Consider the following 21,489-nt stretch of genomic DNA (forward strand, 5'->3'; position numbering starts at 1 on the left):
TATTAAGACTCCTTTTGTTCTTTATTTCTTTCTTTTTCTTCTACTTCTTTTACAAGTTGTTCAACAGAACGTTGGAGATCCTCCACCTCTTTTTTCACAGAAGCTGCAATCTCTTCACTAATACCTTCTAAATCGTCAGTTAAGCTGTCTGCTGATTCCGTTAACTCTTCCATATCTCTCCTAACAGATCGAGAAAGTTCCTTCACTTTTTCAAGAAGTGTTGTGGATTGATCACTGACGGTACGAGCAAAATTTGTTGTGCTTTCTTTTGCAGTAGAAGCAAATTCACTTCCTTTTTCTACAGCTTGATTTGTCCAATCTACCGTTCTTTCTTTTGCAAATTTAGCTTGCTCGTTAATATCATTCCGTAATTCTCTACCTGATTTCGGGGCAACCATTAAAGCTGCTGCAGCGCCAATAACCCCACCTATTAAGGTACCGATGAGAAAATCCTTCGTATTCATCTCATTGCTGTTGTTTTGATCGTTTCGATTCGTTTGATCGCTCATTTTTACTCCTCCATCCGTTTATTTTTATCTTCTTATTTATCTGCTTGTTGCTTTTTAGCCTTCCATTTTTCCCAAAAAGACATAGCCACATTGCCCCATTTCACAGCCATGGCCACTTGATCTGATTGCTCATCTGCTTTTTGAGATACGACATCTGATACCCTTTTGATCGAATAATTGATGCGTTGCATAGAATCTCCTAGGTCTTTTGCTGCCAAGAAAACAGAATTTAGGGCATCCGACTTTTGTTGAATGTCCTCTGCTAAACGATTGGTCTTATGTAGAAGTTCTGTTGATTCCCTCGTTATTCCATCAACTTGCTTTTGAAGACCCTCCACTGTAGACGAAACAGCATCTAACGTCTTTTTCATTGATATTATCGTTTTTATTAAATAATACACCAAAATTGCAAATGCAATTGCAATTATCGCTACACTTATGTATAATAGCCAATCCAATTCAAGCACCTCCTCTACTAGTTTACCAAGTATGATTCTATTTTTCAAAAGTGGAACCTATTTCACGCCTCTACTTCTCCCCTATGTTAACATTCTACAGCTTTTTTCTTTATTCCTGCTTGAAAAAAAATTGAAATATAATAATATAACTTTTTCCGAACACTAGTTTCTTTGTATAGAACTGTGTAAAATATAATATGTTCGTCATATTACTCATCACACAAGGAGGAAGAACATGCGAGATCCTCGTATTCAAACATTAGCCAAGAATTTAATTAACTATTCAACAAACCTTCAACAAGGAGAAAAAATCCTTATCGAAAATTTTGGTGTTCAAAAAGAATTAGTAAATGCTCTAGTGGAAGAAGCATATGAAGCAGGTGGTATACCATTCGTTTCCCTAAAAGAGCATGAAGTAAACCGTTCATTACTACTTGGTGCTACAGAAGAACAACAAGAATTAACTGCTGACTTTGAAGCACATGTAATGAAACAAATGGATGCTTATATTGGGCTACGTGCAGGTGACAACATCAATGAACTATCCGATGTACCTGATGAGAAAATGAGTTTACATTCAAAAACGGTTGGTACAAAGGTTCACCGTGAAATTCGTGTTCCTAGCACGAAATGGGTGGTTCTTCGTTACCCTAGTTCCTCTATGGCACAACTAGCAAAAATGAGTACGGCAGGCTTTGAGGATTTCTATTTTAATGTATGTAATTTAGATTACGGAAAAATGAGCCAGGCAATGGATGCCTTAGTAGTTCGTATGAATAAAACAAACGAAGTTCGTATTACTGGTGAAGGAACAGATTTAACTTTCTCAATCAAAGATATACCTGCTATAAAATGTGCTGGAAGGCTAAACATTCCTGATGGAGAAGTTTATACTGCACCTGTAAAAAATTCCATTAACGGAACTATTACATACAACACTGCATCTCCATACCAAGGCTTCACATTTGAGAATATTCAATTTACATTTGAAAACGGAAAAATAGTTAAAGCAACTTCGAATAACACTGACAAAATAAATGCTATTTTAGACACAGATGAAGGGGCTCGATATATCGGTGAATTTGCCATTGGTGTGAATCCATATATTCTTCATCCAATGCAAGATATTTTATTTGACGAAAAGATCGATGGTAGTTTTCACTTTACTCCAGGCCAAGCATACGATAATGCCTACAACGGGAATGACTCAGCAGTCCATTGGGACATTGTGAATATTCAACGTCCAGAATATGGCGGTGGAAATATTTATTTTGATGGCGAACTAGTTCGTGAAAACGGCAGATTTGTCGTAAGTGATTTAGAGCCGCTAAATCCTGAAAACCTTATGTAGTAAAGAAAGTCCAAAACGCTTAGAGGTAGACAAAGATGAAAAATTGTAACTTTTTCATCTTTTACTAAAGAAGGGTTTGATCAAAATGTCTTTGACATAGATCAAACCCTTTTTTCACAACAAATGTATCATTAGTTCTTTGTTGTTGTCGTATTCTCATAGGCAGTTTGGAATTTTTGTACATCTCCTGCTCCCATAAACAATAACACACTATCCTCATGTTTCGCTAATATTCCCATTCTCTCTTCTTGAATCAGAGAAGCTCCTGGAATTTTATCTAGCAAATCTTGAATCGATAATTCTCCACTGCTTTCTCGAGCAGAAGAAAATATGTCACATAAATAAACTACATCAGCTTCTTTTAGACTCTCTGCAAATTCATCTAAAAAAGTTTTTGTACGAGTAAATGTGTGAGGTTGGAAAATAGCCACTACTTCTTTAGTAGGATATTTTTGTTTTGCTGCTTCTATTGTTGCAAATATTTCTGTAGGATGATGGGCATAATCATCAATTAAAATCTGACTTCCAAACTGTTTTTCACTAAAACGTCGTTTCACTCCTTGGAACGTTTTTAACCTAGATTGGATGATCCCAACATCCACTTGCTCATAATGACATAATGCTATAACTGCCAATGCGTTTAATACGTTATGTCTACCATAGCCTGGGATTGTAAAAGACGCAAAGAAAGAACTGCGAACAAATACATCAAAATGAGTGCCATTCTCGTCTGTCGTTATGTTTTTTCCGAAAAAATCATGTTCTTCATTTAAACCATAATAAACGACAGGAACTTGAGCATTAATTTTTTGTAAATGTTCATCGTCACCACATGCAATGATTGCCTTCTTCACTTGCATTGCCATTTCTTGGAATGCGTCGAATACATCATTAATCCCATTAAAATAATCCGGATGATCGAAATCTACATTTGTCATAATTGCATAGTCAGGTTTGTAATGAAGGAAATGACGTCTATACTCACATGCTTCAAAAACAAAATATTCACTGTCCTTCTGACCTTTTCCTGTTCCATCTCCAATCAGGTACGATGTAGGTTTAGCTTCCTGCAGTACATGTGCAAGTAACCCAGTGGTTGACGTTTTCCCGTGGCTACCTGTAACGGCAATACTAGTGAATTGATGAATAAATTCACCTAGAAAATTGGGATATTTGTGTACAGGTATTTGTAACTCTGTCGCTGCTTGGATCTCTTCGTTCTCCTCATTGTAAGCAGGGGAAGCAATCAGTGTCTGACCTTCTTGAATGTTTTCCTTTTGGAACGGAAGAAGAGGTATTCCTTTTTGTTCTAAAGGTTTTTGAGTAAAAAAAACTTTTTCTACGTCTGAACCTTGAACATCATATTTCATATCGCTCAATATTTGAGCTAATGCGCTCATTCCTGAGCCTTTTATTCCAATAAAATGGTATCTTTTCATATTTGAACCTCCACAAATACATTGGTTCTGAGTATGCCGTACCGCTTGATTGTGACATCTCATAAGGTATCGTTAAAGTATATGCCTAATTGTTACATAATGGGATAACAAATTTTGATACTTCCCCATTATAGCAAAAATATTATGTGTGTCACTAAGTATCCTATTTTTTTACGAATTAGATCTTCTTACTTATTGTTACCTTAAATACTCGATAAATAATCAATGCTAGTTCGTTTTGGTGAAATTCCACGAATCGAACCGCTTTCTTGTTTTCATATTTATGCTAGTGTTTTACTTTACATTCATAGTTGAAAAATTAATTAATATGTCTACCCTGAAAATACGTGTTCTCAGTTGTTTGACTTATCTAGCATTGCTTACTTTGTTGGTTTGATTCCATTCGCTACTTCCCACTCTCTTCCCTAGGGAAGAGCGGGAATGAAAAAAACTGCTCAACATTTCATTATTGAACAGTTTTATCGAATTTAACCTTCAAACTCTATTTTTTCTAATCGAGGATTTGGTCGATATATTCTACCTGTTTTTGCTTGGGCTTTACCGTCAAGGATTACATTATCCCCAGTGAATCCAATATGTATTTTTAATAAACTGCTACCAACACCATACATATCAACTGGTGCTCCCATTTGTTCGTACCTCTTTATTCGTTTTGCATCAAATCCACCTGATGCAACAATTTTTACATGCTGGAAACCTTCTGCATCAAGCGCTTCACGGAGAGCAAATAAAAGTGTAGGATTTACACCTCGTGGGTCAAAGGTACCTAACACATCTGGATTACGTGTAAAGTACTGATCAATTAAGTTGTTAGACGTATCTAACCTCACACCTTTTAAATCCTGCCCAAACTCTCTAGCTACTTTTAAAGAATCTGTTATAACATCATTATTGTAGTCAACAAGCGCTAATAAATCATCCTCAGGAAATGTTTCACGGTAGGCGCGACAAGCTGCCACAAGATCACCTTCAAATAATTGGATAAGTGCATGAGGCATTGTGCCCATTCCACGTTTTCCCCACCATTCATTCATTGCATGAGTTGCTTGAGCTTTGGATCCACCAATAAATGCGGCGTATCCATCGCCTGCTTGTTGAGTGAAATGATCGTCTCGATCTCCCATAAAAATAACTGGCTTTTCTACTCCTGATGACTTGGCAGCTTTCACTACTTCATATACATTTGTAGCTACAGAAGTTCTCCTTGCCAAAATCCCATCTATTACACCTTCTAAAAATCCAAAGTATTGATATGGACCTGTGATGGTTATAACCGTTTCAAATGGTTCAATTTTGTCCCCATCTTTAAGAGAGTGTATTTCTAATTCTTTAGGATTTGTAGCAAACGTATTAATGAGAGCTAGAACTTCATCTGTACCGCATAAAACTGCATGATTTTTTTGAAAAAACTGCATTGTTACAACATTATTAGGCTTGTACTTTTCAGCTATTTGCTTTGTTTTCAAAAAGTAAACAGCTGAAAACCAACCTTCTCCAACACGTTCATCAAATTTAAACGTTTCGTTTGTAAGACGTTTAATTTTACCTTGTAGCTTTAAACTAATCTCTTTCGTTACCATTACCATAACTCCTAACATACTATCTACATAAGTATTTTCATAACGGAGCTTGCCACCAGAAGAATTGGAGGCAAGCTATCTTTCCACTACTATAAATAAAAAGCTCAGTCAAGAAAGGAAAAATGTGTCTTACTGATAAAAGGAAGATTTCTGATGTTCTTTAATTACTGCTTCCACTATTTCCATTAAATCAGTTTCATTGACTTGCTGAATCCCATCACGCAACACTACTCTTTGGGATCGTTCTTCTTCTTTCAATAGGTGAAGCCACTCTGGAGATAATGATTGAACCAAATTTTCTAAAGGTACTTGTTGCATGTGAACACTCCCTCTCGTAGTTTTGATTCTGAATCTCAATCAGGTGAAACATTTGGAAGTGTATAAGATAAACTTACTCACTTCATTTTTCTTTAACCCTTTGAAAGCTTGTTACGCATCCCTGTCGATGAAAAGTGACAGTATTACTATATTTTATATAAAAAAAGAGAAAGTGTGTAGTCTAAATTTCTCCCTTTTTATTTATTTTTCCTTTTATTTCGTCTTTTGTCAAATATACATCTCTTGGTTTGCTGCCATTTGATGGAGAAATATAGCCTCTATCCTCCATATCATCAATTAATCGAGCTGCACGATTGTATCCAATTCGAAATTGTCTCTGTAGTAAGGAAGCAGATGCTGAATGTTGATCACAGACAAATTCACATGCTTCAGAAAACAGATCATCTTCCGCTTCTGTAAGTATTTGATGTTGTAATGTTTCTTTTTCAAATAAGAAACTTGTGTTGCCAGCTTTCTTAACATGTTCTACTACACGGTCTATTTCATCATCTGACACAAACGTTCCTTGAAGTCTTACGGGTTTTCCTGAACCATTTTCTAAGAAAAGCATATCACCTTTTCCTAATAGCCGTTCTGCACCACTACCATCTAATATGGTTCTTGAATCTGCTTGAGAAGAAACAGAGAATGCTATTCTTGTTGGAATATTTGCTTTAATTAAGCCCGTGATAACATCGACGGATGGTCGTTGAGTTGCTACTAGAAGGTGGATTCCACAAGCTCTTGCTTTTTGTGCAATCCGACAAATTGCTTCTTCCACATCATTAGGTGCAACCATCATTAGATCAGCTAATTCATCTACAACAATAACCAAGTATGGTAGAGTGTTATCCTCTCTTCCTACTTTTCTTAATTTTTCATTATATCTCATTAAGTCTCTTGTACCTTCTGCTGCAAATAATTCATATCTTCGGTCCATTTCAGCTACTGCCCATTTTAATCCTTCTGTTGCTTCCTTAGGATCTGTTATCACTGGTGAAGCAAGGTGAGGAATACCATTATAGGGAGCTAATTCTACCATCTTCGGATCAATCAGCAGTAAACGAACATCCTTAGGTGCAGACTTATAAATTAAACTGATTAAGATAGAATTTACGCAAACACTTTTACCAGAACCCGTAGAACCAGCAATGAGTCCATGTGGCATTTTTTGAATATCTGTAACAATAGGTTCTCCCGAAATATCTACACCTAATCCTACTGTGAGTGGAGAAGTTCCTTGTTGAAAGTTCTTATGCCTAAGTACTTCTCGTAAAAAAACAGGTTGTGATACGTCATTCGGTACTTCTATTCCAATAGTATTTTTCCCCGGAATCGGAGCTTCCATTCTAATTTCTTTTGCTGCAAGACTTAATTTTAAGTCATCCGTTAAATTCACTATCTTACTAACTTTTACACCTGGTTCTGGTTGTATTTCAAATCTAGTAACAGATGGGCCTTTAGTAACATGAACTACTTTCGCACGGATACTAAAATAATCTAATGTTTCATTTAATGTTTTTACTTGAGAAGTAATCCAATCATCCTCCACACCCTTACCTACTAATGGAACATTTAATAATGGAAGAGTGGGATAGTTATATCCTTGTTTTCTAGACTCTTCCTTCTTTTTATGATTCACCCTGTCTTTCGGAAGCATAATCACATTAAAAGGAATTTGGTTTGCACTTGAAGTTGCTTTTTCTCTGTTTGTTTCTTCTTTCGCCATAACTTCATTTTGGGTCGCCGGTTTTTCTTCCTCTTTTATAACTATTTCATAGTCTTGTTGCTTTTCTATAAAAATAGTTTCGTCTTCAATTTTCTCTTCTATCATTGAATCATGTTTTAATTGTATTGATGCTTGCTCCTCAGGCTGATGAAATTTCTCATTCCCTGCTATCTCCATACTAACATTATTATTATGAATAGGTGGAGGAGTATCAAAAATTTCATCTGCTTTCTGTGTTAAAGAAAGTGGAGCATTAATTAGGTCCGTTTCTAAAGATGTTGTCTCCTTTTTATACGGAGGTTTTCGATATCCATAAATAGGTGACGGCGTTACTGTCGCTGAAAATTTATTACCTTGAAACTTTGAGGATTTTTTTATATCCTTATTTTTTTTCCATTCTGAGTCATTTTTAGCTTTATTGACTGTGGTTCTTATCATATTCCCAGTTTCACTGACCTTTTTTCTTGAAGCTTCTCTTTTGGATACTCCCTCTTTTTTACTACCGAATTCTTCATCTTTTATAACAGGAAATCGGAAATTCCCTGTTTTTGGGTATTGATGTATTACCCTGGGTGGAGTATTTCTAACATTCACACCTTGTGTCTTTTGATATACTTGCTTCTTCTCAACAGACCGCTGTTCTTCCTTAGGGAATAGCCATTCTCTCATCGAAGCAATTAATTTATACATTCGTTTTCCCATTTACATCACCTAATTCTATGCATTCTCGTGTGGATTATGAAAGTTATCCTTATTTTACAACTAAGGACACTATATGACTATGATTATTTATGTACAATCTGTAATTTTGTGTATTTAGAAGGATAAATCCTCCCTCTACTTTTCTTCATCCACCACAGTCTAATCGAAAACAAATAAAAACCCGGCTTAAATAAACGCCGAGTTTATGATATTAGCATCATGTTTTGAATACAAAATCACTTTGTTTCATCTTATTTTTTTGGCTTTTTCTGTGCAAGTATAAAGATAGGTTCTAATTCACCATTTTCATAGAGGAATGGTAATGCTGTAATAGGAATTCTTCCTTCTGAGAAAAATTGAAACACCATTTGTGCTAAAACATCATATCCTGTTTCATTTCTAAGATCTGCAATGATAAGAACATCTTGGTGTGGAACAGCTAAAGCCATTTCACCTTCGATTTTCTTTTCCATTTCCTTAAGTAACGATTCGTTCACGATGCGACTTGCATCATACCCATCATCAGAATGCAAAAAGTAAAACTTATTTCCTGCTACTATATCCTCTTTCAATGAATAGGGCAGAGAGCGCACATTAAACTTAGCTATTTCTTGAATTTCGTTTAATGTTTTTCCTTCATTCTCAAGTGTAGCTTTATCAATTAATGTATAAGAGCTTCCACGGTCTAAAGCATAGAAAATACGTGTTTCTGCTGTATGATCGCTATAAATAAATTCTTTTCCGTCCTGTGTCTCTGTTGGGAATGATGTTGATCGAATTACAGGGTATATATTTTTTTCATTCCCCGTCAATGTTGTAGAAGCACGGAGTAGCTGCAACCCTTCTCTAACAGAATGAAGAACATCTTCAAGAGCTTTGTCTTTGTTCTCTTTAAATTTATCTTGTAAGGCAGACAACTGAATAGTTACTCCCTTATTATAATCTTTATCAATGACACGAAGGCTTTCGCTATTTTTATCGTAAGAGGTTACCCAGTTCGAATTATTTAAGTTGCTTTCTATTGCTCGTTTTATTTCAATTGGCTTCATAATCTTGCCCTCCTCTCCCATAGTTTATCATGATCTCTCGTGTCGACAAAAGGAACTGACTTCAATACTCATGTTCTACCCTGAAAATACGCATTATCTATGCTAACTTAAACTATCTAGTTTTAACAACTTTGTTGGTCTGTATTCCATTCGTTTCAGCCTCCTCGCTTTCCTAGGGGAGTTGCCGAGACTTCTACACTCTCCTTCGTTGCTCCGAAGTCTCGCCTCTGCTCTGAATCCCACAGGAGTCTCATGGGCTTACACTCATTCCATATAAAGATATTCTTACTAAAACATCTAATAAAGTCATCTGCCATGGTGAGGTTTCACTTCCATTGGATGTACGTCCTGGCCCCAAAAAGCATGTTCTAAGAATAGTAGAACACGCCTTTTCTGTTATTTTCCTTTTGCTTCTTGTAAGAAGTTGACTATTTCTTCTTTCGTTTTACGGTCTTTGCTTACAAAGCGATGAACTTCTTCCCCATTTTTAAATACGATAAAACTTGGGATACCGAAAATGTCTAACTCCTGACAAAGGTCAATAAAATCATCTCGATTTACTTTATAAAATTGAAACTCTGAGAATTGTTCCATTACTTCTGGTAAATGGGGCTCAATTACTACACAATCAGGGCACCAACCAGCGGAAAACATGAATACAACTCCATCACCATGAATGAACTTATCAAATTGTTCTTTCGATTGTAACTGTTCCATTTTTCTCCTCCTATGATTGTTCTATTTTCATATCTCCAAATTTAATTGCATTCGTTTTTCGTAACAACTCTGAGAATATCAAACTTAGTATGGCCGGAGCAAGGAAATACAACAGCAATATCCCTAGTAAAACTTCCGTTGAACTCCCCATCGTATTGATTGTCATAATAGGACCTACAAGACCGCTCGTTCCCATACCGGCTCCTGCAGCATTGTTTTCCATTTGAAAAACCATCGTTGTAATCGGTCCTAATATGGCCGCAGTTAGTGTTGGTGGAATAAGTATCAGTGGATTCTTCACTATATTTCCGATTTGAAGCATCGAAGTTCCTATTCCCATAGAGACGAGTCCTGACCAACCGTTTTCTCTATAGCTGCTAACGGCAAATCCAACCATTTGTGAAGCACACCCCACTGTTGCAGCTCCAGCCGCTATACCATCTAACCCTAGCACGAGAGCAATCGCGGCACTTGATATCGGTGCGGTTAATGCTAACCCCATAAAGACTGCTAATAGTATTCCCATGATAAAAGGCTGCTGTGTTGTTGACCATTCTATAAAATCTCCAAAAGATGCTAATGCGTCTGCAATCGTCGGTCCAATAATCATAGCAGTACCTACTCCGGTTAGAATAGTAACAAATGGTGTGACAATAATATCAATTTTTGTTTCTTGAGAGACGACCTTACCTAGTTCCGTGGATATCAGAGCACAAAGAAACGCACCAGCAGGACCTCCTAATTCTGCTCCAGCAGCTCCCGTAACAGCAGCAGCAAAAAGCACTAGGCGAGGCGCTTTTAATCCATAGGCTACCGCAACACCTATCGCAGGACCCATTAATCCCATTGCAGTGGAACCAATTGGCTCCAAAAATGCTATATAAGGGGAGAGCCAGTCAACTCTTCCTAACTCTTGCCCTAACGTTCTTATTATTAATCCGATAATCAAAGAGGAAAACAACCCTAACGCCATAAAGCTTAGCGCTTCAATAAAATACAATTTGAAAGAGGGCTTAATTCCCTTCCTATGTAAGAATTCTTTCATTTACTCACACCCATCCTTTATTTTTAGGATATTATCTCGATAGTATTATTTTAAGAGATAGTCCATCAATTATCCATAATCATAGAAAATTGATATGTCATGTACTGTGGAGGATATAGTAAAGTTCAAATTTGGCAAAAAAAATATTCCAATTGTACAATCGGAATATTTTTCGTACCTCTATTTTTTTACAGACTGTACAATGTCATACATCAACTCAGCAGTAGAGTTCATTTCTGCAAGAGTGCAGATCGTTGTAATTTTAACGCCATTATATCCTACTACAACCCGGTATTGCTCGTCATCAAACTCAGTAACAATAAGATAAGCACCATGGCCTTCCTCTGTTTTTAATTTTTTGAAAATAAATGGCTCACTTTCTACCATAACTTCTTCAAGTAGTTGCTCTCTACTTTCAAAATAAGGGAGGTCATTTAAAAATAGTAAGTAAAGGTGATTCTCTCTCTCCAGGACAAGGTTATATTCATCTAACACTTCCACTTCTGTAAAGCTAGGAATATATAATTCTATATCATTTGTCTTGTATGTTGTCGTTTTTTTCTCTTGATTTAATTTTTCCTCAAAGGAATCAGAAGCATGCTGCTGAACTTGCTCTTCTGAAATATTGCAAGCGCTTAGAACGGCTACTACCAAAAATAGCATTGTTAATTTTACTATTTTCCCACTAATCATATTTCTCACTCCCTAATTCTCTTTAACTCAATCTATTTAATGATACACAGGTCTAGTAATAAAAAACAAGTCTATTTTCCTATTTATCATACTTTTTTCACATCATTGGTTTGATTTTATGTTATTATTCCTTAAAATAAGGGAAAAAGTGGTTTGAAGGAGGAACAAAGATGAATATAACAGTATATTTAGCAGGACAGATACATGACAATTGGCGACAGAAAATTAAAGAAAAAGCATCATCTCTCAATTTACCTTTGCATTTTGTTGGACCGATGGAGAATCATGAGCGTTCAGATAATATCGGAGAAGAAATATTAGGAGAACAACCTACCCCAGTTTTAAAGGATGAAGCTGCTTCAAAGTTGAATAATTTACGGACGCAAATATTACTATCTAAATCTGATGTAGTCATTGCATTATTTGGAGAAAAATATAAACAATGGAATAGTGCTATGGATGCATCTACTGCTATCACATTACAAAAACCGCTTATTTTGATACGCCCTGAATCATTGCATCATCCTTTGAAAGAGCTATCTCAAAAAGCACACATTACAGTAGAAACAGTCGACCAAGCACTTCAAGCATTGGCTTATATTTTTGATGAAAGCTGAGGGACTATAAAGAAGAGGCTGGGCCATAACGAAAGTGTAAATCTGAGAACACGAACGATAGGTACCCTTAGCGGAGGAAATATACGATGACTCCGGCGGGATCAAATGGCAAGGGTGAGACCCCAGGAGTGCTTCAGCACTCGGCGACTCACCAGCTTCCCGCGGAACGCGAAGTATATTTACGTAGCGAATACTATACGCAAGTATCATTTCGTTCGAATTTCTCAGCAATGGAAACACTTTTGTCTCAGCCTCTTCTTTTTTGCGAGAATTTCCACTGTCCATATAATAACCGTACTACATGTTCAAACATCTGATCGCGAGTAATTACTCCATCCGTTAAAATTCCAACAGTGCCTTCCCCTTTTCGAACCCCTTCTTTCTTAACCCAGTCATCAATGGCTTCCCCTAGTTCTGTACCTGACCGAACAGATTCAGCTAGTTCAATTGGTAAGTAAATTCTTGCTCCACCTGCCACAAATATCTCATTATTGTTTGTAACCATTGCCCCCCAATTACAAAGAAGCATCCCGTCCTTCTCCTCTACAACTCCCCCCTCTAAACCTATAGCTAAAGAAGCTCCACACTCTTCAACCAAATATTTCGCTCTGTTCACTGCACCAATTTTTGTTTCCTGATCAGAGAGTGGTTGCGGTGAGACAGAGGAAGGAACATCTTTTGCAATAATTTCTATATTTTTAGAAAAAACATGTTCTACTGCTCGAATTTTTGCTGGATTTTTTGAACCTATATGTAAAGTTGAAAACAAAGTTCATCCTCCTAATGTATTCATTTATTCTATACCCTTTTGCTATTACAACTTCTCATTTATAGAAACTCGCAATGCGTATTTCATGACCGAAATGCAAATGTTCTGGACGATAAAAAGTGCTTTTTACTTTTAATCGGCCAGGTTATTTGGCACGAGCCAAGTACTGCCTGAATCAGTTTCTTGCACCTTTGCGAACGAGTTTACGAGGAGCAGATGGCACCTGGACCTGGACAACCTTCTAAGTCCAAAAATGGTATACTTATCTTTTTAAATACCCCTTCAGAAAGTAATCTGAAGGGGCTAATTGCTACACGTTTGCTTTTATTGTTTCTAGTGTTGCTTTGTCTGTTGTACGAGCTAGTTTTGTGACAAGCTCTTTCGCGGCTGCATAGTCATCTATATGGATGATGGATGCAGATGTATGAATATAGCGAGAACAAATCCCAATAACTGCAGAAGGTACACCACTACCTGACATATGAACTCGACCAGCGTCCGTTCCACCTTGAGAAATAAAGAATTGATATGGGATTTTATTTGATTCAGCAGTATCTAAAATAAATTCACGCATTCCTCGGTGTGTTACCATAGTTCGGTCATAAATACGAACTAATGCCCCTTTACCTAAATGACCAAAAGCGTCTTTCTCACCTGAAGCATCATTTGCAGGACTTGCATCTAGAGCATAGAAAATATCAGGATTAATCATATTTGCTGCTACTTGAGCTCCACGTAGTCCAACTTCTTCTTGTACTGTTGCCCCAGAATATAAAATGTTTGGTGTCTTTTCATCCTTTAATTCTTCAAGCAACTCAATTGCCAAGCCAACTCCATATCTATTATCCCAAGCTTTAGCCATTATTTTCTTTTCATTTGCCATTTTTTCGAACGGACAAATAGGAACAATTTGCTGACCTGGTTTAATTCCTATACGCTCTGCATCAGCTTTATCATCTGCACCTATATCAATATACATGTTTTTAATATCCATTGGCTTGCTTCGTTTTGCCTCATCTAAGAGGTGAGGAGGAATAGATCCAACGACACCGAGAACTGGTCCTTGATCGGTAATAATTTGAAAACGTTGAGCTAGTAGAACCTGACTCCACCATCCACCTAGTGTTTGAAAACGAATTAGTCCTTTCTCTGTGATGGATGTTACCATAAAACCAACCTCGTCCATGTGGCCCGCAACCATCACTCGTGGACCTGACTCATCTCCTTTTTTAACACCAAAGATACCTCCAAGGTTATCTTGAATCACTTCGTCACTATATTTTTTCAATTCTTCCCGAACAAAGGCTCGTACTTCGTGTTCAAATCCTGGAGCACCAGGTAGTTGAGTTAACGTTTTAAACATTTCTAACGTAGATTGTTTCATTGTAAACTCCCTTCTCCTTGCATAAATTCTATGTATCTACTCCTATTTTAACGAAATGTTAAAATTCTTTCCAGTTTTTTCGCATAACGAAATAATCGTTTTTATTTTCTAAAATAGTATTTAGTCCTATTTATTTTCTGTATGTTGTCTATATTTTATTTCAAAAAATAATTTCTTTAATTTGGCATTTATTTTTTTCTTCGATATACTGTAGAAAGAATGTAATTGCGTAAGAATAGAAATGATATAAAATGATTACTAATTGAAAGAAGGTGTACCGAATGGGATGGAAGCGTTTTGCAGTTGGTGTTGGTACTGGTGTAGCTGTAACACTACTTGCTAAAAGTCAGCTAGAAAAAACACAAGGTCAGCTATCTCCTGAAAAAGCCTTGAAGATGGTGAAAAGAAAAGCACAGCACTTAGGTTCCATTGATGGTTCTTGGGTTCATATGATTACAGAAAAGTTGGATCAGGACCAGTTAACTTTTGATGTGTATCGTGGTGGAATTACTTGCACAGATGAAGACGGTACCATGAGTGCCTATGAATTTTATGTAGATGCTACTACAGGTTCTATACTTAAATTAGAGAAACAAGAGGATTAAAATGAAATTAAAAACTCGATACTTATCTTTTTTAGGCTTTGTTCATCGATGATGTTGATTTTTATTACAGGTTGCTCGCTATCCCTTAGGAGACTTGCCATATCCATAAAAATCAACATTTCACAAATAGATACTTATCCTTTAACATAGCCATCTTTTAAAGACATCTTCCGCGGGAGATGTTTTTTTAATATTTGGCTCTGTTCAACGTTGATGTTGATTTTCACTCCAGGGTTCTGGCATTCCTAGGGCGAACCGCAAGCAACGGTCTCATGTTGCCAACTTGGTTTCCGCCTTCCTGCGTGGTCTCGCCTGGTCCGCTTATCCCTCACAAGTTTGGTACATTCGGTGAAATTAACAATGCACAAAAATCACTGTCCTTTTACATAGCCTAATATAAAAAAATGTTATTTTTATAAATAATATACAGAAGGACTTCTTTCCTATTTTTGATCCCCCCCATATTTTCAACCTAAAAACTCTACACTTACTCTAAAAATAATAGTTCTTTTATACCTTGTGAAAGAATATTCTTTAGATTTTACATTGTATTATTTCGAAACCTTCATAAGAAATTAGCAAATCTCCTATTTTCTTTGAGTAAATCTAACAAAGAAACAACACAGTATTTGTCATTTACTCATCCCTATGGTATTAGATTTTCCGACAACAATCGTCGATTTTATAGGTCTATAATTACATAGAAGAGTTTCTGTGTAGTACTTTAACCGTTATATTTTCAGACTATTGTAAATTTTCGTTCTTTTGCACTAAAGGACATATGAAAGAACTGTGGAATTTAATCTAAACGAAAGGTTCGCCTTTCAAAATACTTTGAAAGGGGGCAACGTTTTTTAGTTCTACATTTTAATACTATATTTGTGGAGGGATTCATTTGAAAAGGACATTTAACAAGTCATTTTTACTAGCTCTTGCATTCATGCTATTATTCGTAACAGGTTTCACTTCATTTGGACTAGCTAGTAATAATCTTTCTATTGATCAGTCGGCAGTTGTTAAAGGTGAAATGGATTTATCGTCATCAGTACTTACTAAGGTTATGGTTGAACTAACAGAAGAATCTATTGTGGAAGCTAAGCATAAAGGAAAAAGCCAATCTTCTGCAAAGCTACAAAAAGCAAGAGGAAATGTCATCTCTACTCTTGAAAGTAAAGTAGACAATGTAACAGTGAATAGAGAGTATGAACACGTTTTCTCTGGGTTCTCAGTTGAGCTTCCAGCAAATGAAATTAGACAACTTCTTTTAATTCCTGGAGTAAAGGCTGTTTATCCGAATGTAGAATATACAGTGGATGCGGTAGAAGTTGCTTGGGATGCTGTTAACCCTAACATGATGGATAGTGCTCCCTTCATAGGATCAAACTTAGCATGGGATGCTGGCTACACTGGAGAAGGAGTAACAGTAGCAATCATTGATACTGGTACAGATTACACTCACCCTGATCTAGCTCATGCCTTCGGTGACTATAAAGGATGGGATTTTGTAGATAACAATGATGATCCACAAGAAACACCTGCTGATGATCCTCGTGGTGGCTCCACGAACCATGGGACTCACGTAGCTGGTACCGTTGCTGCAAATGGTGCAATTAAAGGTGTTGCACCTGACGCTACACTTTTAGCTTACCGTGTACTCGGTCCTGGTGGTAGCGGTACAACAGAAAATGTTGTTGCAGGTATCGAACGTGCCGTACAAGATGGTGTTAACGTTATGAACCTATCTTTAGGAAACACACAGAACGACCCTGACTGGGCAACCAGTATTGCGCTAGACTGGGCAATGGCTGAAGGTGTTGTTGCTGTTACATCAAATGGAAATAGCGGTCCTGACAACTGGACAGTAGGTTCTCCCGGAACTTCCCGTGAAGCTATTTCTGTAGGTGCGAATCGCTTACCATATAACGTATTCTCATCTGAAATCTTCACGTCTGATGAGGTAGAATATCCTTCAGCGAAAGTAATGGGCTTCCCTAGCGAAGGTGAATTATTGTCCTTAGATGGTGAGGAGTTTGAATTTGTTGATGTAGGTTTAGGAGCGGTAGCAGATTTCGAAGGGAAAGACTTAGAAGGAAAAATCGCATTAATTTCTCGTGGCGATTTCGCTTTCGTTGATAAAGCAGAAAATGCGAAAAATGCAGGAGCTGTTGGAGCAATCATCTACAACAACGTAGCCGGTGAACACCCTGACGTTCCTGGTATGGCTGTTCCAACAATTAAAACAACATTAGCGGATGGTCAGAAATTACTTGCTGAACTAGCCTTAGGAAACAATACGGTATCCTTTGATATTGAGTTTGCATATGAAGTAGGCGAGACAGTAGCAGACTTCTCCTCTCGTGGTCCAGTAATGAATACTTGGATGATCAAACCTGATGTTGGAGCGCCTGGGGTAAACATTGTAAGTACAATTCCAACACATAATCCTGACAACCCTCACGGTTATGCTGCATTCCAAGGAACAAGTATGTCAGCGCCACACGTAGCGGGTGCCGTTGCATTAATCTTGGAAGCTAATCCTACTTGGGGTGTATTCGATGTAAAATCAGCGTTAATGAACACTGCAGTAGATGTGATCGATCCTGCAACTGGTAAATCGTACCCTGTAAACACACAAGGTGCTGGAAGTATCCGTGTATTAGAAGCAATTCAAACAAAGACTCTTGCTATTCCAGGAAGCCACTCCTTCGGTAAGTTTGTAAAGGACAAGGGTCGCCAAGTGGAAAGACAAAGCTTTGAAATGAAAAACCTTTCTGATCAAAGAAAACGATATACATTTGATGTTGAATTTGCTGGACACCCAGATGGCATTAAAGTAATGACTAGCAAAAACTTAAATGTACAACCTGGTAAATCTCAGCAAGTGAACTTCAATGTTCAGGTAGATACTTCTAAATTAGATCCTGGATATTATGAAGGCTCTATTACTATTAGCGATGGATTAAATACAATCAATGTACCAACAATCTTATTTGTAGGAGAGCCTGATTATCCAGTAACACTTCTAGAAGGAGTGTATTTAACAAATGCTGGAGATGGCACTTACAACATTGGTTCTTTCATACCTCGTGGTGCAGATTACATTGAGTACGATCTATTTGAATTCACAAATGGAGCAGTTGGAGATGAGATCCATATTTTCGGTCCATTTACAAACGCACCTGGTCCAGTACATGAATTCTTATGGGATGGAAATATTGATGGCGAAGAATTGGCAAATGGAACTTATGCCATGTTCGCATATGTAGTGAAGGATGGTAGATCTGAGTATAAAGGTTGGTTAGTGACAAAAGACTAATAAATTCTAACGGAGGAGCCAAACATGTTGTTTGGCTCCTTTGGCATGTTATTCATTCTCTTGGTTTCTCAACACCGCTTCCTCCACAACCTTACCTTCCTCATCCCACTTCAGCACGCGGTACTTATAATCATGATAAAAGAAGAACCATGCTTGTTTTTCGATTGCTGGAAGCAAGTATTTTTGTTTCATTGCGATGGAATCTATTGGGTAATCATCATACGCTAATACCCATAAGACATTTTGATGGGCGTGAGTTGGCATGATATCTGCCAGGTGGATTGCTGTTTCACCGTCACGCTCCACTTTTAAAATACAATGCCCCGCGCTATGACCACCAGTATGGATAAGCTGAACCCCTTCCACAACTTCCACTTTATCACTAAATGTCTTCACTTGGTCTTCAATAGCCTGCCAGTTTGCTTCAAAATACGTATTACGAGAACGAATATTCGGATTCCTTGTTTCTTCCCATTCTACTTCTTGAACCCAGTATGTAGCATTAGGAAATGTGGAAATGAGTTTATCCCCATCCCATTTCGTGGCACCACTTAGATGATCAAAGTGCATATGAGTCATTAAAACATAATCAATTTCACCAACAGTAAGCCCAAGCTTGGATAGACTTTCTTCCACCTTCGACTCTTGTGTAATCCCAAAATTCCTTAGAGATTTCTCAATAAATTTCCCGTTTCCTATTCCTGTTTCAACTAAGAGGTTTTTCCCATCAACTTGAATCAAGATTGGATCCGTTCGAAGTTCTATTTGGTTATTTTCATTTAAAGGATATTTCCGTGACCATAGTGGTTTTGGAACCACTCCGAACATTGCTCCTCCGTCCATATGAGTGACTCCACCATTTAACCAAGTAAATGTTACATCTGCCATTTCCCAACGCTCCATCGCCATATAAACTCATCTCCCTCAAACTATGTTATTTATATGCTTCTACTCGAAAGATACGCATTCCTTTTTCTACAAAACGCTCTTCATACTCTGTCATGATATTTCCTTCCATTCCAGAGCGGTGCAGATCTAGACGAATGTTTTTTAGTTTCAAACCAAACTGTGACATACTCTCAAGTGAATATTCAAATAAGCCTTCATTATCTGTCTTAAAGTGAATTTCACCGTTTTCTTGTAATAAGTCTACATATTTTTGTAAAAATCCTGAGGAAGTTAATCTACGTTTTTCATGGCGATTTTTTGGCCACGGGTCAGTAAAATTTATGTAAAGACGATCTACTTCTCCGGGAGCAAAAAAATCAGTAATTAATTCTACATCTTCTTTTATCAATCGAATATTTTGCAAAGGTTTTTCTATTATTCGCTCCACTGCAGTAAGGATAACACTATCGTATTTTTCCATGCCTATGACATTTCTATCTTTGTGTGCTTCTGCCATTCTTGTAACAAAGCGCCCTTTCCCAGTGCCTACTTCGACATGAATGGGATTCTTATTTTCAAAGACAGTATGCCATTTGCCTTTACACTCTTTCGGATTTGGTATAACAACTTGGGAATTCTCTTCTATCACCTTGGAAGCCCAAGGTTTATTTCGTAAACGCATGTAATTTCACTCTCCATATAATTATAAATAACTTTAGTTATAGTCTACCCTGAAAATACGTAATCTCAATTGGTGGTTAACTTATCTAGTATTCCTAATATTGTTGGTTTCTATTCCATTCGCTACTTCCCACTCCCTTTCCTGTGGGGAGCTGCCGAGACATCTTCGTCAATTCCGCCTAAGTACGTACCCACGTCCTGTGAGCAACGGCGTCATGTCGCCATCCTGGCTCCCGTCTACTACGTTGTCTCGCCTTTACTCTGCTTCTCAGTGGAGTTCCTTTGGCATTCGCTCATTCCATATATAATTGAATGTACTAACCTACTACTATTCAGCGAATTTTCACCCGCCATGGTAAATTTCCACTTACATGGGTGGCTATCCTGTTCATTACACTAATTTCACTTGTACGATAGTCTACCCATCCTATATTATACGAAAACATATGTGTAAAAAAGCTTTTTTCTCTTTTATGTGTAATTCTTGTCGTTTTGGGGTAAGGGAGTTACATAGCCAATGCTAATTTCAAAATATATGGAGGTGTTAATGTTGGACAGGCTTCTCATGGTTGACCATGTAAAGGATATTTTGAAAGAACAACTAGTATTGAAGACAGCTTCTGAAAGCCAGTTTGAACGATTAGATAAAATCATTTCTCAGTTACGAGACGAATTTATTAATGAGAATTTTCAAGGTACCATTGAAGAAATTCATAGTTATGTCAAGAACTCTCCAAGGGATAAGGAAATGGACGACTTCGTTAATCTACACCGATTAAACATTACTCGATGGTTAGAGGAGTTAACATTGCTAAATGAAGGTGGCGGTGCTGTAACTATTGATTATAAACAAAGACAAGGAAGAGAAGTGTAAGGATACGCATATTTTTTCAAAGAAAACACATCCTTATATTTGAAGGATTTCCTCTAAAATGAAAGGATGTGTTACATCGATGAACTACCATCACCAACTTCAATTACTTGTTGATATATTACACAACCAACAAGATGAAAATTATGGATCTCATGATGAGTTTGAACAAATGGAGCATTTAATAAGCAATATGTTAGAAAACAATGAGGTTCCTGATGAAGTGAAAGCTGCGTTAATGAGTTTAGAACAATTTTCTTATCAACATGATAAAGAAGGAATGCAGAGCAATTTTACTTCTACTGAAATTCAACAATATTTACGAAAATTAGAGAATTTTGTAAGTAAGTAAGAAAAGCGCACGGCATCATATCGACATCCTGTCTCCCACCGAAATGCAAATGTTCTGGACGAACGAAAAGCGGAATCCGCTTGCATATCTGCGAAGAAAAATGTTCTTTCAGTTGAAAAGTGCTTTCTACTTTTCTAACTGGAAGGTTATTTTTCACAGCAGATAGCGGATGTAGCTAGACAACACGAAAAGCGGAATCCGCTTGCATATCTGCGAAGAAAAATGTTCTTTCAGTTGAAAAGTGCTTTTTACTTTTCTAACTGGAAGGTTATTTTTCACAGCAGATAGCGGATGTAGCTAGACAACACGAAAAGCGGAATCCGCTTGCATATCTGCGAAGAAAAATGTTCTTTCAGTTGAAAAGTGCTTTTTACTTTTCTAACTGGAAGGTTATT

At 37.1% G+C, this 21,489-nt stretch carries 20 protein-coding genes; 6 read left to right on the forward strand and 14 right to left on the reverse strand.

What is annotated here, in order from left to right:
• Positions 1-2: 2 nt before the first annotated feature.
• Positions 3-509 carry a YtxH domain-containing protein gene (locus ACERII_RS17250; RefSeq protein WP_373643989.1) on the reverse strand — a complete coding sequence of 169 codons (507 nt, stop codon included), beginning with the start codon at positions 507-509 and terminating at the stop codon, positions 3-5.
• Between the two features lie 32 nt (positions 510-541).
• A complete protein-coding gene (locus ACERII_RS17255; protein WP_373644056.1) occupies positions 542-976 on the reverse strand; it encodes a DUF948 domain-containing protein in 435 nt (144 codons plus the stop codon).
• Between the two features lie 226 nt (positions 977-1,202).
• On the opposite strand from ACERII_RS17255, the gene ACERII_RS17260 reads away from it, so the two are divergent.
• A complete protein-coding gene (locus ACERII_RS17260) occupies positions 1,203-2,318 on the forward strand; it encodes an aminopeptidase (RefSeq protein WP_373643990.1) in 1,116 nt (371 codons plus the stop codon).
• Between the two features lie 131 nt (positions 2,319-2,449).
• Here the strand turns inward: ACERII_RS17260 and murC are convergent, their stop codons facing one another.
• From murC to ACERII_RS17300, 8 genes are all read right to left on the reverse strand, one after another.
• A complete protein-coding gene (gene murC / locus ACERII_RS17265) occupies positions 2,450-3,757 on the reverse strand; it encodes a UDP-N-acetylmuramate--L-alanine ligase (protein WP_373643991.1) in 1,308 nt (435 codons plus the stop codon).
• A 488-nt stretch (positions 3,758-4,245) separates the two neighbouring features.
• Complete coding sequence (locus ACERII_RS17270; protein ID WP_373643992.1) at positions 4,246-5,358, reverse strand: nicotinate phosphoribosyltransferase; 1,113 nt, start codon at positions 5,356-5,358, stop codon at positions 4,246-4,248.
• 129 nt (positions 5,359-5,487) lie between these two features.
• Complete coding sequence (locus ACERII_RS17275; protein ID WP_373643994.1) at positions 5,488-5,676, reverse strand: hypothetical protein; 189 nt, start codon at positions 5,674-5,676, stop codon at positions 5,488-5,490.
• Positions 5,677-5,857: 181 nt separating this feature from the next.
• Entirely contained in the window at positions 5,858-8,107 is a 2,250-nt protein-coding gene (locus ACERII_RS17280; RefSeq protein ID WP_373643995.1) for a DNA translocase FtsK, read from the reverse strand.
• Between the two features lie 251 nt (positions 8,108-8,358).
• The gene (locus ACERII_RS17285) at positions 8,359-9,156 is read right to left on the reverse strand and encodes a DUF1444 domain-containing protein (protein ID WP_373643996.1); all 798 of its coding nucleotides are present in this window, start codon (positions 9,154-9,156) and stop codon (positions 8,359-8,361) included.
• Positions 9,157-9,552: 396 nt separating this feature from the next.
• Positions 9,553-9,873 carry a thioredoxin family protein gene (locus tag ACERII_RS17290; protein ID WP_373643997.1) on the reverse strand — a complete coding sequence of 107 codons (321 nt, stop codon included), beginning with the start codon at positions 9,871-9,873 and terminating at the stop codon, positions 9,553-9,555.
• A gap of 10 nt (positions 9,874-9,883) precedes the next feature.
• A complete protein-coding gene (locus tag ACERII_RS17295; protein ID WP_373643998.1) occupies positions 9,884-10,918 on the reverse strand; it encodes a PTS sugar transporter subunit IIC in 1,035 nt (344 codons plus the stop codon).
• 180 nt (positions 10,919-11,098) lie between these two features.
• Positions 11,099-11,611, reverse strand: coding sequence for a hypothetical protein (locus tag ACERII_RS17300; RefSeq protein WP_373643999.1), 513 nt, complete (start codon positions 11,609-11,611; stop codon positions 11,099-11,101).
• Positions 11,612-11,781: 170 nt separating this feature from the next.
• Between ACERII_RS17300 and ACERII_RS17305 the strand changes: the two genes are divergently transcribed.
• Positions 11,782-12,228 (forward strand): YtoQ family protein, encoded by a 447-nt coding sequence (locus tag ACERII_RS17305; RefSeq protein ID WP_373644000.1) that lies wholly within the window; start codon positions 11,782-11,784, stop codon positions 12,226-12,228.
• A gap of 247 nt (positions 12,229-12,475) precedes the next feature.
• Here the strand turns inward: ACERII_RS17305 and ACERII_RS17310 are convergent, their stop codons facing one another.
• Both ACERII_RS17310 and ACERII_RS17315 read right to left on the reverse strand, forming a co-directional pair.
• A complete protein-coding gene (locus tag ACERII_RS17310) occupies positions 12,476-12,997 on the reverse strand; it encodes a DUF84 family protein (protein WP_373644001.1) in 522 nt (173 codons plus the stop codon).
• A gap of 310 nt (positions 12,998-13,307) precedes the next feature.
• Complete coding sequence (locus ACERII_RS17315; RefSeq protein WP_373644002.1) at positions 13,308-14,381, reverse strand: M42 family metallopeptidase; 1,074 nt, start codon at positions 14,379-14,381, stop codon at positions 13,308-13,310.
• A 281-nt stretch (positions 14,382-14,662) separates the two neighbouring features.
• Between ACERII_RS17315 and ACERII_RS17320 the strand changes: the two genes are divergently transcribed.
• Complete coding sequence (locus ACERII_RS17320; protein ID WP_373644004.1) at positions 14,663-14,986, forward strand: PepSY domain-containing protein; 324 nt, start codon at positions 14,663-14,665, stop codon at positions 14,984-14,986.
• An 895-nt stretch (positions 14,987-15,881) separates the two neighbouring features.
• Positions 15,882-18,302, forward strand: coding sequence for a S8 family serine peptidase (locus ACERII_RS17325; protein ID WP_373644005.1), 2,421 nt, complete (start codon positions 15,882-15,884; stop codon positions 18,300-18,302).
• Positions 18,303-18,350: 48 nt separating this feature from the next.
• Here ACERII_RS17325 and ACERII_RS17330 read toward each other — a convergent pair whose 3' ends face one another.
• Together ACERII_RS17330 and trmB are read right to left on the reverse strand one after the other, a co-directional pair.
• Positions 18,351-19,205 (reverse strand): YtnP family quorum-quenching lactonase, encoded by an 855-nt coding sequence (locus tag ACERII_RS17330; RefSeq protein WP_373644057.1) that lies wholly within the window; start codon positions 19,203-19,205, stop codon positions 18,351-18,353.
• 31 nt (positions 19,206-19,236) lie between these two features.
• Positions 19,237-19,872: a tRNA (guanosine(46)-N7)-methyltransferase TrmB gene (trmB, locus tag ACERII_RS17335; protein WP_373644006.1), complete on the reverse strand. Its 636-nt coding sequence runs from the start codon at positions 19,870-19,872 to the stop codon at positions 19,237-19,239.
• Positions 19,873-20,388: 516 nt separating this feature from the next.
• Here trmB and ACERII_RS17340 point away from each other — a divergent pair.
• Both ACERII_RS17340 and ACERII_RS17345 read left to right on the forward strand, forming a co-directional pair.
• The gene (locus ACERII_RS17340; protein ID WP_373644007.1) at positions 20,389-20,745 is read left to right on the forward strand and encodes a YtzH-like family protein; all 357 of its coding nucleotides are present in this window, start codon (positions 20,389-20,391) and stop codon (positions 20,743-20,745) included.
• Between the two features lie 79 nt (positions 20,746-20,824).
• Positions 20,825-21,094, forward strand: a complete 270-nt coding sequence (locus tag ACERII_RS17345) for a YtzH-like family protein (RefSeq protein ID WP_373644008.1) — start codon at positions 20,825-20,827, stop codon at positions 21,092-21,094.
• Positions 21,095-21,489 lie beyond the last annotated feature (395 nt).

This window comes from Evansella sp. AB-rgal1, assembly GCF_041820985.1.
GTDB lineage: Bacteria > Bacillota > Bacilli > Bacillales > Salisediminibacteriaceae > Evansella.